Source organism: Paenibacillus sp. 453mf (assembly GCF_900116105.1).
Lineage (GTDB): Bacteria > Bacillota > Bacilli > Paenibacillales > Paenibacillaceae > Paenibacillus > Paenibacillus provencensis.
Map to the genome: position 1 here is coordinate 2,420,484 of NZ_FPAC01000001.1, position 15,572 is coordinate 2,436,055.

Genomic DNA, 15,572 nt, shown 5'->3' on the forward strand with positions numbered 1-15,572 from the left:
ATAAATAGAATATGACGGTGATTGCATTATTCTGTTCCTGCATAGGAGTGGAGACCTGAGATAATTAAATTCACGCCAACTAATGTAAACATCACAATTAAAAATCCGATGACTGCAAGCCACGCTGAATTTCTTCCCTGCCAGCCTTTCGACAGACGCAGATGCAGATAAGCACTATAATACAGCCATGTAATTAAAGCCCAAACTTCTTTAGGGTCCCATCCCCAGAAACGTCCCCATGCGATTTCAGCCCAAATCATAGCAAATATGAGTGCCCCGAGCGTAAAGATCGGGAAGCCAATCGCTATAGCACGGTAACTGATTTCATCCAAATCATCCGGATCAATATCTTTCAAGTGAGGACTGATCGTTCGGCCTAGAGTCTTGCGAACAATAAGACGCAATAATCCATATAAAACAAGACCAGAAATAACGGACCATATCACTGTATTAAGCTTGCGGCCTGCATTAACACCATCCATCCAGGAAGGAGCTTCAAATATAGGTTCCTTCATACCGAGGAATGAAGTGTAGCTTTCGGTTTCACTATTGTATGGTGCCACAATCGGCGGCATATGATAAATCACTTTTTCTATTGTACTATTATCGGTCCCCCCAGTGTCAACGTTAGCCGCTTCCTGCTGCGTGAAGACCGCTTCGTATCCACTTGCCCGAAATGCAAACACGGTACCGATAAAGCCTATTACAATAATAATAACAATCAGCGTGAATTCAACCCATCCTTGCTGTCTCTTATCAGATTTCGCAGAACTGTCAAATTTGACGGTCCGCAAAAGATACATAAGACCTGCTGCAAAACCAACGGCAAAAAAGGATTCTCCAAGCGCCGCAAGAGTAACGTGTATATTGAGCCAAATCGACTGCAGAGACGGAACAAGCGGCTGGACCTCCTGTGGAAATACTGCTGCATAAGCCATCAGGATAATGGTAATCGGAAGAGCAAACAGTCCCAGAATTGGTGTTTTGTATATCGCATACAAGACAATAAAAGCGATGATGACCATCATTGACAAGAAAGACATAAACTCATACATATTACTCACAGGAATATGCCCCGCACCAATCCAGCGAGTAAAGAAGTAGATCAATTGACCAACAAGCGCGATAGAGGTTGTAATCAGTCCGATTTTACCCCATTTCTTGACATGGACGATTGGATCTCGATTGCTGAATTTACGGCCCATAATTGCTATCGCATATACAATAAAGGCAGCACAGTATAAGAAAAATGAGATCATAAACGCATTGCTGCTAAGATCGAGTAAGTTGTTCACGCTTTGTTTCCTCCGTTATCCAAGAGTTTTTCGTCAACGATAATATCTAGCTGCTGTAGCACATCCGCTACTTCTCGCCTTAAACCAAACCAGTTCTTGTTCGTATGTGCACCCAGCACGAGAGTTCCGTTATCCATTCGAATCCATACTCTCCGATGCTGCCAGTAGAATCCGAGAACTAGACCAAGCATAACAATGGAAGCTCCAACCCATACAAACGGCATCGCCTTGTCAATTCGTATATTCAAATATGAGGTCGATTCGATAATATCCACATTCTCCATCCCATCCACGTTCAGCTCCAGAGGCATACGGCCTCCGTTAAGACGTTCATTGATAACATCTTGCTGGAAACGCTCCTTATCAATTTCGAGTGGAAAATATAAATATTGAATTCCTTCTTCCGGCAGGTCAGGTCCGGTAATGGCGAATAAAAAGGCTGGTGCATTCGGATTTGGTGACTTAGACACAGGTATTCCTTCATCATTCAGACCAAAATCCATGTACTTCTCTTTCAGTGTTAGTGAATAGGGCCCTGCCTCAAAATATTGTTCCGGATTCTGCATATCCAATTGAATCTTGCCATAGGAGGTTCCTGACGCAAGATCGATGACCTCAGGAGATACGGAGCGAAGGATCGGCGTAAGGTCAAAATCATACTGATAGGCCTTCAATCCCTCATAATCCAGCGGGTCGTTAACTCGAATAAAGTGATGCTTCACCTCTTGAAGCTGAGGCATCTTGGACGGATCTGTACAATCCGCAGTACACTCGTACAATTTGGCTTCCGTTTCAAACAGCTTAGGTACAATCCTGCCGAGATTTCTAAATTCCTCCGGAGTTTCCTCTTCCGAATAATACTCCACTCTAAAATCAATGTTCTCCAGATACAATGTGGTATCAGGAATATTCTTGATCTCTCCTTGCGGAAATGAAATATGCTTGTCCATGTGCAGCCCAGGCAGCCCTCTGGCAAGAACGGCCAGCAGGAATATGATCAGACCAATATGAATGACATAAGGTCCCCAACGGCTAAATCGATATTTCTCAGCAAGCAATGCGGTACCGTCTGTTTTTACCCGATAACCTTTCTTTTTGAGCGGCGCAACCGCTTTCTTAATCCACTCTTCTGCTTCCTCATCAGGAAATTCAGTTTGGTATGTAACACGCTGTCTGGTTAAGAATTGAATATGCTTGGGGATACGTTGTTTGCTCAGTGCCTTGTATAGCGGCAGTACCCTGTCCAAGCTGCATATGACTAGTGAAGCACCGATCATAACAAGCAGCAGGATGAACCACCAGGATTCGTATGTATGAGACAAGCCTAGTAAATAATAAATATGCCCAAGTGTTCCGTATGTCTCTTTGTAATAAACAGATGGATCCATATTGATAAAGGCATTTTCCTGCGGATAAATGGTACCCAGCATCGCTCCGAGTAAAGTTATTACAATGAGATAGATGGCCACTTTGACCGAGGAGAAAAAATTCCAGACGAGATCGACGATGTTCGGATTACTCTTCTGTGAACGTCTGGCTATCCCGTCATACCTCATTTCCAGCGGTTCGCTCGACTCAAGATCCTCCTGCAGTTGAGGTTTGCCGCATGCTTCACAGAGTACTGTCCCTACTGGATTTTGATGGCCGCATTCACATTTTGTATTTTGGATCATGATGTCTCAAATCCCCCTGTTTGCTCAGTTTGAATTCACCAGTTGCTGGATATGATACTCGAGCGTGTCTAAATTCAGCTGACCTTCAAATATTTCGGAGATCTTCCCATCCTTGGCAACAAAGAAAGTGGAAGGCATCGGACCTACAGCAAACCGACTTGTCGCGATCTTTTTTTCGTCGTACATAATTGGAAAATCAACACCAACCTGACGCACAAAATTGTTAACCGTCATCTTGTCTTCACCTACATTGATACCGATAAAAGCAACGCCCTGCTCTTTCCACTTCTCCCACTGCTCCTGCAGCGCTGGCATTTCATCAACACAAGGCTCACACCAAGTCCCCCAAAAATTAATGACCATCGGCTGACCTTTAAATTGATCCAGTGTATGAACAGCCTCATCGATGCCTAACAATTCGAATTCAGGAACAGAGTCCCCTACAACGGGTTTGCCATCCGATTTGGCCGTAGAAGAGAATATTGCATATGCGCCTAAAATGACAATGAATATCAAAATAATAACCTGAACGGTTCTCTTTGATCGTCCCATCGTAAATACTCTCCTTTTATGACAATCTTGTCCAATTAAACTTCTAGCCTAATTATAACGAATATTGTCACAAATCTGCGTCTGTTTTTTGAAAATTATGTGTCTTGGATTTGTTATCCTGGAACGAATACAAAAAAGAACTAAAGCATCAAGGTTAGCTGCACTTTAGTTCTTTTCTGTCAATGTCTTTATTACCGGCTATTTCATTGTTATCTGCGTGATTTCTTCTTCGAAGGATCGGATTTGGCAGCCTGAAGAAGGTTGTTGATCTCCTCTGCTGTCAAGTGGCGGTATAAGCCCCGCTTCAAATTCTGTAGCAGCAGCCCTCCGAAGGAAATCCGCTTCAGTCTGGTCACGGGATGATTGATAGCATCAAACATCCGTCTGACCTGACGATTTCTTCCCTCATGAATTGTTATTTGAATAACAGCCTCATTTTTCTCCGTATCTACATCCTTATACTCCACTTCTGCTGGAGAAGTCATCCCGTCTTCGAGCATAATTCCATCGCGGAGCTTGTCCAGTGATGTTCCATGCGGGACTCCCTTAACCGTTGCAAGATAGGTCTTCGGCACATGGTGCTTTGGATGTGTCAGTAAATGAGCAAACTCACCATCATTCGTAAGCAATAGAAGCCCTTCTGTATCGTAATCAAGTCGGCCTACAGGATATACGCGTTCCTTGATTCCCTTGAGATAATCCGAAACAATCTTTCTCCCTTCAGGATCAGAAGCGCTTGTGATGACACCCTTTGGTTTATTCATGACCAGGTATATCTTCTTCTCGCTTCGAATCGGTTTACCATTCACTGTAATGATATCTTCATCGGGATTCGCCTTCGTACCGAGCTCTGTCACGACTTCACCATTCACTTCTACTTTGCCGGACAGTATGAGCTCTTCGCTCTTGCGTCTTGAAGCAATACCCGCCTGTGCGATAATTTTCTGTAATCTCTCCATTTTAAATAAGTCACCTCAGGGATTAATGATACCCATCAGACAGAGAAATAACAAGGTCTAGAGCAGGAAAATAGCCCCTGAACCTCTCACCCGGTGTGTGAAATGTATTCAGAAGGCCATTTATTGGGCAATTCTTATCCAAATACGAGAAGACAAATCATAATTGCAGCCACAAATCCAACGATATCGGAGAATAATCCTACCTTTAAGGCATATCTGCCATTCCGAATTCCAACGGCCCCAAAATAAACAGTTAATACATAAAGTGTCGTGTCGGTACTGCCTTGGACGGTGGAAGCGATTCGGCCAATCATGGAGTCGGGACCATGAGTTTGGATGAGGTCTGTCGTAAAAGCAAGGGACCCCGTCCCCGTTAACGGTCTAAGAATACCAAGCGGAAGCACCTCCGGTGGAACGCCCATCCATTGAAAGAGAGGTGCTACAAGTCCTATAAAAAAGTCCAATGCACCTGATGCTCGAAATACACTGATGGCTACCATCATAGCGACCAGGCTCGGAATGATCGATATCGCCGTGCCAAAGCCTTCCTTTGCCCCATCGACAAATGATTCGTATACTGGCACTTTTCTAAAATAGGCATATACTGGAATGAAGGCAATAATGACAGGTATTGCCCATGTTGAAATGAGATTGATAAAGGACAACATGATTGCTCACCCTTTCGAGGATGATTCAATGATCGGCTTATTAAGGTGATTTTTTGGGGGCGCTGGTGCTTTAGGCGTTGGAGTTCTGCTTCGGAAATATCGATCAGCTGCGATAGCCGCAAATGTAGCAATGGCTGTCGCCATCAGTGTGGTGCCTACGATTTCAGCTGGATTAGCCGAATGGTAATTCAGCCGAATCGCAATTAGGGTGGTGGGTATAATGGTTATACTCGCTGTATTCAGTGCCAGCAATGTGCACATGGCTGGACTGGCCGTCGTTTTGTCCGGATTCAGCTCCTGAAGCTGCTGCATCGCTTTAATCCCCATGGGTGTTGCCGCGTTTCCGAGTCCAAACAGGTTGGCGCTCATATTGGATAAAATATATCCCATTGCAGGATGCTGTTTCGGAACATCCGGGAACAGATAGGATACAATCGGGCCTAGAAGCTTCGCCACTTTATTCAGCAGACCGGAATCTTCCGCGATCTTCATCATTCCCATCCAGAACACCAGAACGCTGATCAGTCCAAAGCATACCGTAACTCCCGTTGCTGCCCCATCAAAAGCCGCCTGGGTAACGAGCTCAATATTACCCTTTGCTGCGGAAAATACAAAACCGATAACGATCATGGCAAGCCAAATCAGGTTTATCATTCGCGATCCCTCCCACTTCGATCACTTGCTCATTCTAATTAAAGAGCTGGTCAAGCACTCTCTTTAGAGAGCTGAACAGGGAATTCCCTTTTAACTGATCAAAAGGAAGAGCAATAGTTTCTGCTGCTTTGTCCTTTGGAATGAAGCTGCCTTTTTCATAGACTGGAACTTCACCGATCTTAGCTCCATCTAATAGAAATTCAATTCTGCCCCTCAGTCCAAAATTGTTATCCGCCGCTTCGTCCCGAGGGCCTGATTCCTTCTGCTGATTGTAAAGTACCAGCTTGGTTCGGACATCACTCGTTTCAGTCTTGAGAAGCGGATATTTAAACGCATTTCCTATAATGTACTCATATTGCTGAATGGATTGCCCCTTCGCTGCCAGCTCGTTCAGCGGATAATGCTCAAAGCCGTAATCCAGCATATTCGCATGATCATTCCAATCATTCCCGTCATTTAGCGTAACGGCAACTAACTGCTGACCATTTCGTGTTGCAGAGCTTACTAGACAGCGAAAGGCTTTTTTGGTATAGCCGGTCTTCACTCCATCTGCACCTTCATACAAACGAAGCATCTTATTTTTGTTGTGCCAATCGTAGTCCCAGGATTCCTCGGGATTGGGGGCCTTGTGTTCCTGTGTAGCTACAATCCGTTTAAAGTCAGCGTTACGCAGTGCATAAGCGGTCAGCTTGGCCATATCCTCAGCGGTCGAATAATGACCTTCAGCATCCAGTCCATGCGGATTCCTAAACTGGCTATGTACAAGTCCGATCTCGTCAGCCTTCATATTCATCAGATATACAAAGCCTTCCTCCGAACCACCGATATGCTCTGCGATGGCCGTTGCCGCATCGTTGCCTGAACGCAGCATTAATCCATAGAGCATATTCTCAAGCGTCATCTTCTCACCCAATTTCAAAAAAATAGACGAGCCTTCCTTACCGGCTGCATTTTTACTGACCGTAACGGTGCTCTTCAAATCGCCCTGCTCGATCGCCACAATGGCTGTCATGATTTTGGTCAAGCTGGCTATTCGCATTTCCTTTTCTCCGTCTTTGCTGTAAAGAATCCGGCCTGAGGTGACATCAATGAGAGCAGCCGTCTGTGCATGTGTATCGAGCATAGGCGCTTCATGACCAGGTTTATGGTCAGCATGGGCTGTAAATGGAGCAGTAAATAACGATAAAACCAAGGGCAATACAGTCATTTTTTTTAAGAGATTCATTTGCTTCCCTCCGGCTCCTTCGAGTCATCTTGTACTATTCTATGTATGGACAGGCAGATGTATGTCCAACAAAAAGTCCCCTCCAAATGCATGAGCGGCGGAAGGGACTAATCTGATTACACTTCGTAAGTTGGAGCCGTAGACGTTGCCATCCCTGAACCCGCATTGTTCTTCTGGAAAATGCTTTGAATTTGATCAATGACCTGCGGTGCAGAATCAATGATCTTCTCAAACAGATGGGTTTGATTATCCAGAGGTACAATGTGAACACCCTGATTGCCTACAACAAGAAATGCGATAGGTCGGATAGATACACCTCCACCGCTACCGCCCCCGAATGGGTTAGGCTTGCCGTTGCTGCTCTTTGACTCAGCTTCAGCATCGAGATGAAAATCGCTTCCTCCTGCTGCAAAGCCAAATCCAACACGGCTGATCGGCAGTATTACCGTACCATCCGGTGTCTCAACTGCATCACCTACTATGGTGTTGACATCGACCATGGCCTTAATGTTTTCCATGGCTGTTTTCATTAATCCTTGAATTGGGTGATCTGACATAATGATTCCTCCTTTGTGCGATATAGATAAGGACTTACCTACTTTCTGTATTGTGCGCACCGATGAGAAGGATTATGTATTGATCACATTACTCTTGCTGCAACATCGCAATGCGACGTAATTGGTGTTTTAATTAGCTGGATCTTTTACCAACTACACAAATGTTATCAAATCTAAATATGTGTTACCTATGTCATCTACAACAGTATTAACATCTATTACATTTCAGACATTGACTGAATATCCGATCTTTGCTTCGCTTTCATCATTGTTAAGATCTTTATAAATCGTTCACATGCTTCTGGAGATGGACTACCGTTTACAACAAGGATGGAATGATGAAACTCTATAATCGTAACATTATTGATTTCATCAATTGAAACCAAAGCCCCTTTCATCAGTTCTTCCATAAATATAAGTAAGCATTTAATCTATTTAAACTGTAACTCCAATCTCTCTCTCTGCCCATAATTAAATCCCTTCTATTATCCCCATCCCCATGTAATATTCTAGAAAAACGTTCGATAGGATTTTACCCAATGATTTTCTTTATTAGGTATTTCCTACTATGTTAATATAATACAAGAGTAGATTACAGTAGAGGGGTCAATAAGATGATAAAAAAAATTGTCAAAATCAACAACACAGGTAAATTTAGATCATATGCATCTAAAGGTGAAATCCAGTTTAATAAAATGAATCTTATTTATTCTGAAAACGGACGGGGAAAAACTACACTTTCGAATATTCTAAGATCACTTCATGATCAAAACAACGATTTGATATTGGGAAGAAAAACTTTGGGATCCAATGAAGAACAAAGCATAGATATCCTAACAGACAAAGGAATGATTAAATTTAAGGGTAACGTGTGGTCAGAGAAGCCAACTTTCGATATTGAAATATTCGACTCACATTTTGTAAATCAAAATGTTTTTTCAGGATACATTGTTGAACACGATCAAAAGAAAAAAATGTATTTATTCACTATTGGAAAAAAAGGAGTTGAATTCGTAGATCAGCTTGTACATGTTGACGAAGAATTAAAAGTGGCTAACAATTTAAAAAAGCAACTTGAAAAAGACATTGTATCAGGAATTCATAGTGTTATCACATGCTCAGAATTCATATCTTTAAAACCTATGGATAATCTTGATATCGAGATATCAAAACAAAAGATGATTCTCAAGGGAATCGAGAAAGAAACAGAAATCAAAGAGACGCCTACATTAAACCTCATTAACCTCCCTCCATTCGATAAGAAAAGATTTCTATCCAACTTTGAAAGAACAATTCTTAAGCATCTAATGCACGATGCGGAAGTTTTAACAAAAGAACATATACATAATAGGTTAGACACTTCTAAAGGAGAAAAATGGTTAGAATACGGTGTCAAGCAAATTACTAATGATGCATGTCCTTTTTGTGATCAAGATATAAGTCAAATTAACATCGTAAAAGCATTTCAAAGCTTCTTTAGCCAAGAATATAACGGAGCAAAAGAAATTATTGCAAATTTAGAATCATCATTTAATCAAATATTTAGCTCAGAGAAAATATTCGCTTTACAAAATGCTGTTAGTGCCAATATTGAGTTATCAAATTATTGGAAACAATATATTCCTTTTGATAAAAAACCTAATTTCAACCTAGAATTTTCACAAACAACTTGGAGAGCATTCACTGAAGAAATTACTTCATTAATCAAGGCTAAAAAATCAGCACCATTAGAAGAGATAACTATACCTGAATCATTAACAATCCAAATAAGCAATTATTTATCTTTACTTGATGAAATTCAAACATACAATAATGAAATAAATGAAATTAATGTTCAAATTGAACAAAAAAAGAAGAGTATCGATACCATCAACATACAAAACACTAAAACGAAATTAAATTATCTTCTAAATATCGAACTACGATATTTAGAAGATAAAGTAACCATAATAAAAAAATATCAAGAACATCTAGATATATTACGCTCTTTGGAAGAAAGAAAAAAACAAATCAAATTAGATCTTAATGCATATACAGAAACTATTTTCACAAAATATGAGGAAAGAATTAATTTTCATTTAAATAAATGCGGGGCAAGTTTCACAATAACAGGATACAAATCGAGTTTCTTAGGGGGAAAACCAAGCAGTAACTTTGCACTCACAATTAATGGTTGCAAAGTTGATCTCGGTAACGAAAAATCACCAATATCAAGGCCTTCATTTAGCAATACCCTGAGTGAAGGGGACAAGAGTTGCCTGGCATTTGCATTTTTCCTTGCTAAATTGGAAACTGATTCAGATGTTCAAAGTAAAGTTGTGATATTTGATGACCCAATATCGAGTCTAGATAATCACAGAAAAAACTACACCGCTGACCAAATTTTAAGATTTAGTAACTTAGCTAAACAAGTTCTCGTTCTAACACATGACTCTTATTTTGCAAGAATACTATGGCAAAAATTTGCTGATAAATCATCACTGCTTACGCAACTATGTATACGAAGGGATGGGATAACAGATAGCAAAATAGACATCTGGAATATTGAAGAAGAAACAAAGAATGATTACTATCAGGGTTATTTCGTTTTAGCTGACTTTTTAGAAGGGAATTCTAAACTCGATCTTCGAGCAGTTGCCAGATGCATCCGTCCACTAATTGAAGGAAACCTCAGAATTCGCTTTCCAAAAGATTTTAAGAATGATGAATGGTTAGGTAACTTTATAGATAAAGTTAGAAATGGAGCTTCTCCTGCTGTCATTCAAATGCAACCTCAATTATCGGAACTTGAGGAAATCAATGATTTCAGCAAAAAGTACCATCATGATAAAAATCCGTTTGCGGATAGTGAAACATTGAATGAAACTGAATTGCAAAGTTATGTTGAGAGAACTCTAAATGTAATTCGTGGAGTTCATACAATATCTGCATAAAATAAAGGGACATGCTTACTTTTGGCATGTCCTATTTTTTTGGGGTTTAGCACCGCATACTGACTCTTTTGCAGACGACACACCCATCCGGTGTCTCAACTGCATCACCTACTATGGTGTTGACATCGACCATTGCCTTGATGTTTTCCATAGCTGTTTTCATTAATCCTTGAATTGGATGATCCGACATGATGAATTGCCTCCTTATAACAATGGTTTGACATCTATAGGTTTCCCAAGATACAGGAGCAGTATGTGCAAAAAACAAACTGGAAAATAAATTACTTTATTAAGCCTCTTCCTCCAAATCTCTGCGCCAGGATAGAATACCTCCATGAGCGTCTGCTAAACGCTTGGTGAGCATATTGCTGAGTCGCATCGCTTTAACAAAGCGGATACAGGCTTTTATTTCAAAATCCGTCTTCAGATCCCATTGCTCTGTCCAATTCGCCGCGACATTAACCTGTGGTATTTCTAGAAGCCTCACCTTGTGGGACAACCAGCCAAACACGGTATTCTTGATCCCCCACAAGATACCTGTTAATACAGAAGTGAATACAACATCCTCTGTCCCTATACGGGTATTCCATTTCAGTTCCAGAATCCGAATCGAGGCAAACGGAGCCGTATCCCATATCTTCAAAGCATAGGCACTCTTGAGCAAAGCTCCGGACTGATACAATATCCCTTTCTTCCCATGCTTCTCATCAGGCGATTCCTCTTCTTGTTCCTCGTTGCTGCCGGCCAGCTGGCCTGATAATGCACCCTCGAGCTTCTTGAGCAGCTTTGCTTTGAACTCCTGAATTTTCTGTTCTGGGACTTCCTTGGTTATTCTGAGGATCCCGTACATCATTTTAAGCTGAACATGTACCTCCTGCTTATGATTTGTAGACTTCACAACGAGATGGATATGTATTCTTGATACAAGTACGAACACAATAAGTAGAATTATAACGAGCAGTATACCTGCGCTAATCCAGATCCACACGAGACTTCCCCCTGGTATATGTAAAATTAAAACTCCCTTTTAGTATGTTCTCAAATATGGAAAACATGCGAATCCTTTGGCATAAAAAAAACGATGCCCTTTAAAGGGCATCGATTCTACAACTACTCAGCTCTATTACGTTCATTGTCAATTGGAACTTCACTCGAAGACTCTTCCTCAAACATATTCTGCCCCAGCTTGCTGAACAAGAGCTGTGTCTCTTCTTCGAGCGGGTCAGAATCTTCAAATACGGACGGTTCTGGCAAATCTTTGATCGTGCCGAGACCGAAATAATCAAGAAAGGCCTTCGTTGTCCCATATAAAATAGGACGGCCGATGGCCTCTGCTCGTCCAACCTCTTCAATCAAATCCTTACTCGTCAAAGTATGGAGTGCCCGTTCTGCCTTAACTCCGCGGATCTCTTCAATCTCCACTCTCGTTATCGGCTGCCGGTAAGCAATAATGGATAACGTTTCAAGAGCGGCTTGAGAGAGTGAGGATCTGGAAGGGGAGTAAGCAAGCTTCTCAAAATAGACGGCGTGCTCAGGCAAGGTTCCCATCTGATAGTTTCCTGCAATCTTTAATATCTGCAGTCCTCTTCCCTGCTTGGTATATTCCCTTTTCAGTTCCTCTAGCGCATCAGTTACGACTTCTGGACGCTGATCGACAATTTCGGAGAGCTGCTTGACACCTAGTCCTTCTTCACCCGATAAAAATAACAAGCCCTCAATAATCGACTTCAATGCCGGAAAGTCCATCGCTTTCGTTTTCCCCTCTCCACTCCATCACGATATCTTCAAACAATCGTTCCTGGTAACATACAATTTGTTTCATTTTCATTAACTCCAAAATAGCCAAAAAAGTGACGACGATCTCTTGGCGATACATATCCTCATTGAACAGCTTGGAAAATAGCATTTTGCCGCCATATCCTTTACGTCCTAGCGTACCGGCTACATCCCGAATCCGATCCTTAACCGATATTTCATCACGGTGAATCCTAGCCACCGTCGTATTTCTCGAAGCCCGGCCGAGTGCTTTTTGAAAAGCCACAATCAAATCTGATGTATGCAGCCCTTCAACCGGATTCGACGGTTCATGATGAACATAAGGCGTTAAATCCTCAGGCTCTTTGGAGAAAATAAGACTTCTAACCGATTCGCGTTCATGCAGATGACGCGCGATGCTCTTGAATTTTCGGTATTCAATGAGCTTCTGAACCAATTCGGCACGAGGGTCTTCATCTTCTTCCTCCATGAAATGATCGTCTTCAAATTCATGAAATACAGGAGGCTTGGGCAGCAAAATTTTACTCTTGATCGCCAGCAGTGTAGCTGCCATCACCAAAAACTCACTTGTAATATCAAGCTCCAGCTCTTGCATGGTATGAATATAATCCATATATTGGTCCGTTATTCGGCTGATCGGTATATCCTGGATGTCGATCTCATGTTTGTCAATCAAATGTAATAGAAGGTCCAGTGGGCCTTCAAACGATTCAAGCTTATAAGTCACAACCGTCAATGGACGCATCCTCCCGCAAATGTTACAAAATACGTAAAGCCCTGCCCCGGCTAAGAGAAGCCTGAGTACAGGGCTTATATTAACTAAGCACTATTTCAGCTGTTTCGTCAAGTTTGCCATCTCAATTGCTGCAACAGCAGCGTCCCAGCCTTTATTTCCTGCTTTCGTTCCAGAGCGTTCGATGGCTTGTTCAATATTCTCAGTAGAAACAAGACCAAATATGGTCGGCACGCCTGTCTTCAAGTTAATTGCAGCAACGCCCTTAGCCATCTCATTACAAACATAATCATAATGGGTGGTAGAGCCGCGGATTACAGTTGCGAGGGTAATGACCGCATCGTATTTGCCGCTCTCGGCCATTTTTTGAGCAATCAGGGGAATTTCAAAAGCACCAGGCACCCATGCAACATCAACCTCATCATCTTGTACACCATGACGTTTAAAAGCATCCAGGGAAGCGGACAGCAGCTTGCTCGTTAAAAATTCATTGAAACGTCCAACCACAACACCATATCTTAATCCTTCAGAGACTAAATTACCTTCAAAATAGTTAGCCATTATTATTCATCTGCCCTTCTTAACTTAAGATTTGATTTCCTGCTCGTTCTGCTCAATATCATCAAATTTCAGCATATGCCCCAGCTTGGACTGCTTGGTATGCAAATAGGATGAATTATCTTTATTTTCTGTAATTTGAATCGGTATTCTTGACACGACTTCGAGACCATATCCCTCTAGCCCTTTAATTTTTCGCGGATTGTTGGTCAGCAGGTTAATCTTGCGAATTCCCAAGTCTTTGAGAATTTGTGCGCCGATTCCGTAATCGCGAAGATCAGCAGGGAATCCCAGCTTCAGATTCGCATCCACCGTATCAAGTCCCTGCTCCTGCAGCTTATAGGCCTTGAGTTTATTAATCAGCCCGATACCCCTGCCTTCCTGACGCATATATAGCAGCACGCCGCTGCCATTCTCATGTATCTGACGCAGGGCAGCTTCGAACTGCGGACCGCAATCACAGCGGTGAGAATGGAATACATCTCCGGTCAAACATTCGGAATGAACACGCACGAGAACCGGCTCTTCCGTATTAAGTGTGCCTTTGACAAGAGCCACATGCTCTTTGTGATCCACTTCATTCGTATAAGCTATCGCTTGAAACTCGCCAAAATCAGTCGGCATTCTCACCGAAACCTCACGAGTAACCAGATTCTCCTTGGCGTTGCGATACGCAATCATGTCCTTGATGCTGATAAGTTTCAGATCATGCTGCTTTGCAATTTCCTTCAGATCGGGCAGTCTGGCCATCGATCCGTCTTCCTTTATAATCTCACAGATCACACCTGCAGGATAAGATCCACTCATTCTGGCAAGATCTACAGCAGCCTCCGTATGTCCTGCCCGCCGAAGCACTCCGCCTTTCTTGGCGATCAGTGGAAACATATGGCCGGGCTTTCTGAAATCCGCTCCGGAAGCTTCCGAGTCGATCAGTGCTTTGACCGTAATTGAACGTTCATGTGCTGAAATTCCAGTTGTGGTTAATTTATGATCGACGGACACGGTGAAGGCTGTACCATGAAAATCCGTATTTTGGTGAACCATGGGTTTAAGGTCAAGCTCTTCTGCCCGTTCTTGCGTAATCGGCACACATACGAGTCCTCTGCCCTCTGTAATCATAAAATTGATGACTTCCGGAGTAGCTTTATCCGCCAGAGCCACGAAATCACCTTCATTCTCACGGTCTTCATCATCAACGACGATGACCACTTTGCCTTGCTGCAGATCCTGAAGTGCTGCTTCTACTGTATGAAAAATGGATTCCTCATCCATGTCATCACCCTCCTTGTTACTGCTCATTTATATCAGTTAAATCCGTGTGAGCTTAGAAATTCAAAGCTTAATTTCGACTGTTCACCTGTTCCGTCCGCTGGTGAGGCACCTTGTCCATACTGCAGCAAATGATTCACGTACTTGCCAAGAATATCGCACTCGAGATTGACAATATCCCCTGTATTGCGATGAGCAAGCACCGTCTCACCTAATGTATGCGGTATGATGGATACGGTAAATGAGGAAGCCGTCGTATCGACAACAGTCAAACTAATTCCTTCAATCGTGATGGAGCCTTTCGGAATAATAAACCGGAATACATCACTGTTAACCGGTGAAATTTCGAATACGACCGCATTCTGGTCTCGGGATATCGCAGTAATCTTGCCTGTTCCATCCACATGGCCCTGTACAATATGTCCTCCAAAACGGCCACTCGCTGACATTGCCCGTTCGAGATTAACAGGACTGCCGCTCCCCAAATGACGAAGGGTCGTATGACGAAAAGTTTCGGGCATCACATCAGCCAGGAAGCCGCCGGATTCTATGGATGTTGCAGTCAAGCATACTCCGTTGACAGCAACACTGTCTCCAATCTTAAGATCATCCATGATTCGCTTTGCGCTGATTCCAAGGACCATTGCTTCCCCTTTACGGCCAACGCTGCGAATTCTTCCCACTTCTTCAATCAGCCCAGTAAACATGGCATTCACTCCT

The 15,572-nt window shown here is 42.5% G+C and carries 15 protein-coding genes and 1 pseudogene; 1 reads left to right on the forward strand and 15 read right to left on the reverse strand.

The window, feature by feature from the left end; genetic code table 11:
* Positions 1-26 precede the first annotated feature (26 nt).
* The 8 genes from ccsA to ytfJ all read right to left on the reverse strand — a co-directional run bounded on the left by ccsA (position 27) and on the right by ytfJ (position 7,583).
* Positions 27-1,259, reverse strand: a complete 1,233-nt coding sequence (ccsA, locus tag BM415_RS11390; protein WP_091159201.1) for a cytochrome c biogenesis protein CcsA — start codon at positions 1,257-1,259, stop codon at positions 27-29.
* A gap of 32 nt (positions 1,260-1,291) precedes the next feature.
* Complete coding sequence (locus BM415_RS11395; protein ID WP_091158095.1) at positions 1,292-2,968, reverse strand: cytochrome c biogenesis protein ResB; 1,677 nt, start codon at positions 2,966-2,968, stop codon at positions 1,292-1,294.
* A gap of 24 nt (positions 2,969-2,992) precedes the next feature.
* Positions 2,993-3,520: a redoxin domain-containing protein gene (locus BM415_RS11400; RefSeq protein ID WP_091158096.1), complete on the reverse strand. Its 528-nt coding sequence runs from the start codon at positions 3,518-3,520 to the stop codon at positions 2,993-2,995.
* Positions 3,521-3,729: 209 nt separating this feature from the next.
* Positions 3,730-4,479, reverse strand: a complete 750-nt coding sequence (locus BM415_RS11405; RefSeq protein WP_091158098.1) for a pseudouridine synthase — start codon at positions 4,477-4,479, stop codon at positions 3,730-3,732.
* 134 nt (positions 4,480-4,613) lie between these two features.
* Positions 4,614-5,147, reverse strand: a complete 534-nt coding sequence (locus BM415_RS11410) for a spore maturation protein (RefSeq protein WP_091158099.1) — start codon at positions 5,145-5,147, stop codon at positions 4,614-4,616.
* Between the two features lie 6 nt (positions 5,148-5,153).
* Positions 5,154-5,801, reverse strand: coding sequence for a nucleoside recognition domain-containing protein (locus BM415_RS11415; protein ID WP_091158101.1), 648 nt, complete (start codon positions 5,799-5,801; stop codon positions 5,154-5,156).
* A gap of 34 nt (positions 5,802-5,835) precedes the next feature.
* Positions 5,836-6,924, reverse strand: coding sequence for a D-alanyl-D-alanine carboxypeptidase family protein (locus BM415_RS11420; protein ID WP_244533301.1), 1,089 nt, complete (start codon positions 6,922-6,924; stop codon positions 5,836-5,838).
* A gap of 218 nt (positions 6,925-7,142) precedes the next feature.
* On the reverse strand, positions 7,143-7,583 hold the full coding sequence (gene ytfJ, locus BM415_RS11425) for a GerW family sporulation protein (RefSeq protein WP_091158105.1): 441 nt from the start codon (positions 7,581-7,583) through the stop codon (positions 7,143-7,145).
* A 614-nt stretch (positions 7,584-8,197) separates the two neighbouring features.
* Here ytfJ and BM415_RS11435 point away from each other — a divergent pair.
* Entirely contained in the window at positions 8,198-10,516 is a 2,319-nt protein-coding gene (locus BM415_RS11435; RefSeq protein ID WP_091158108.1) for an AAA family ATPase, read from the forward strand.
* Positions 10,517-10,589: 73 nt separating this feature from the next.
* On the opposite strand, the pseudogene BM415_RS11440 reads toward BM415_RS11435, so the two are convergent.
* The 7 genes and pseudogenes from BM415_RS11440 to ribE (BM415_RS11470) form a co-directional block, all read right to left on the reverse strand.
* Positions 10,590-10,706, reverse strand: a pseudogene (locus tag BM415_RS11440) (sporulation protein YtfJ); the annotation flags it as partial.
* Between the two features lie 99 nt (positions 10,707-10,805).
* Positions 10,806-11,504, reverse strand: coding sequence for a DUF2953 domain-containing protein (locus BM415_RS11445; RefSeq protein WP_091158110.1), 699 nt, complete (start codon positions 11,502-11,504; stop codon positions 10,806-10,808).
* A 122-nt stretch (positions 11,505-11,626) separates the two neighbouring features.
* Complete coding sequence (scpB, locus tag BM415_RS11450) at positions 11,627-12,262, reverse strand: SMC-Scp complex subunit ScpB (protein WP_091158111.1); 636 nt, start codon at positions 12,260-12,262, stop codon at positions 11,627-11,629.
* Positions 12,231-13,028: a segregation and condensation protein A gene (locus BM415_RS11455; RefSeq protein ID WP_244533216.1), complete on the reverse strand. Its 798-nt coding sequence runs from the start codon at positions 13,026-13,028 to the stop codon at positions 12,231-12,233. The genes scpB and BM415_RS11455 overlap by 32 nt, the downstream gene beginning before the upstream one ends.
* A gap of 90 nt (positions 13,029-13,118) precedes the next feature.
* Positions 13,119-13,586: a 6,7-dimethyl-8-ribityllumazine synthase gene (gene ribE / locus BM415_RS11460; protein WP_047911095.1), complete on the reverse strand. Its 468-nt coding sequence runs from the start codon at positions 13,584-13,586 to the stop codon at positions 13,119-13,121.
* Between the two features lie 24 nt (positions 13,587-13,610).
* Entirely contained in the window at positions 13,611-14,855 is a 1,245-nt protein-coding gene (locus tag BM415_RS11465) for a bifunctional 3,4-dihydroxy-2-butanone-4-phosphate synthase/GTP cyclohydrolase II (RefSeq protein WP_091158115.1), read from the reverse strand.
* Positions 14,856-14,887: 32 nt separating this feature from the next.
* Positions 14,888-15,559, reverse strand: a complete 672-nt coding sequence (ribE, locus tag BM415_RS11470) for a riboflavin synthase (protein ID WP_091158117.1) — start codon at positions 15,557-15,559, stop codon at positions 14,888-14,890.
* Positions 15,560-15,572 lie beyond the last annotated feature (13 nt).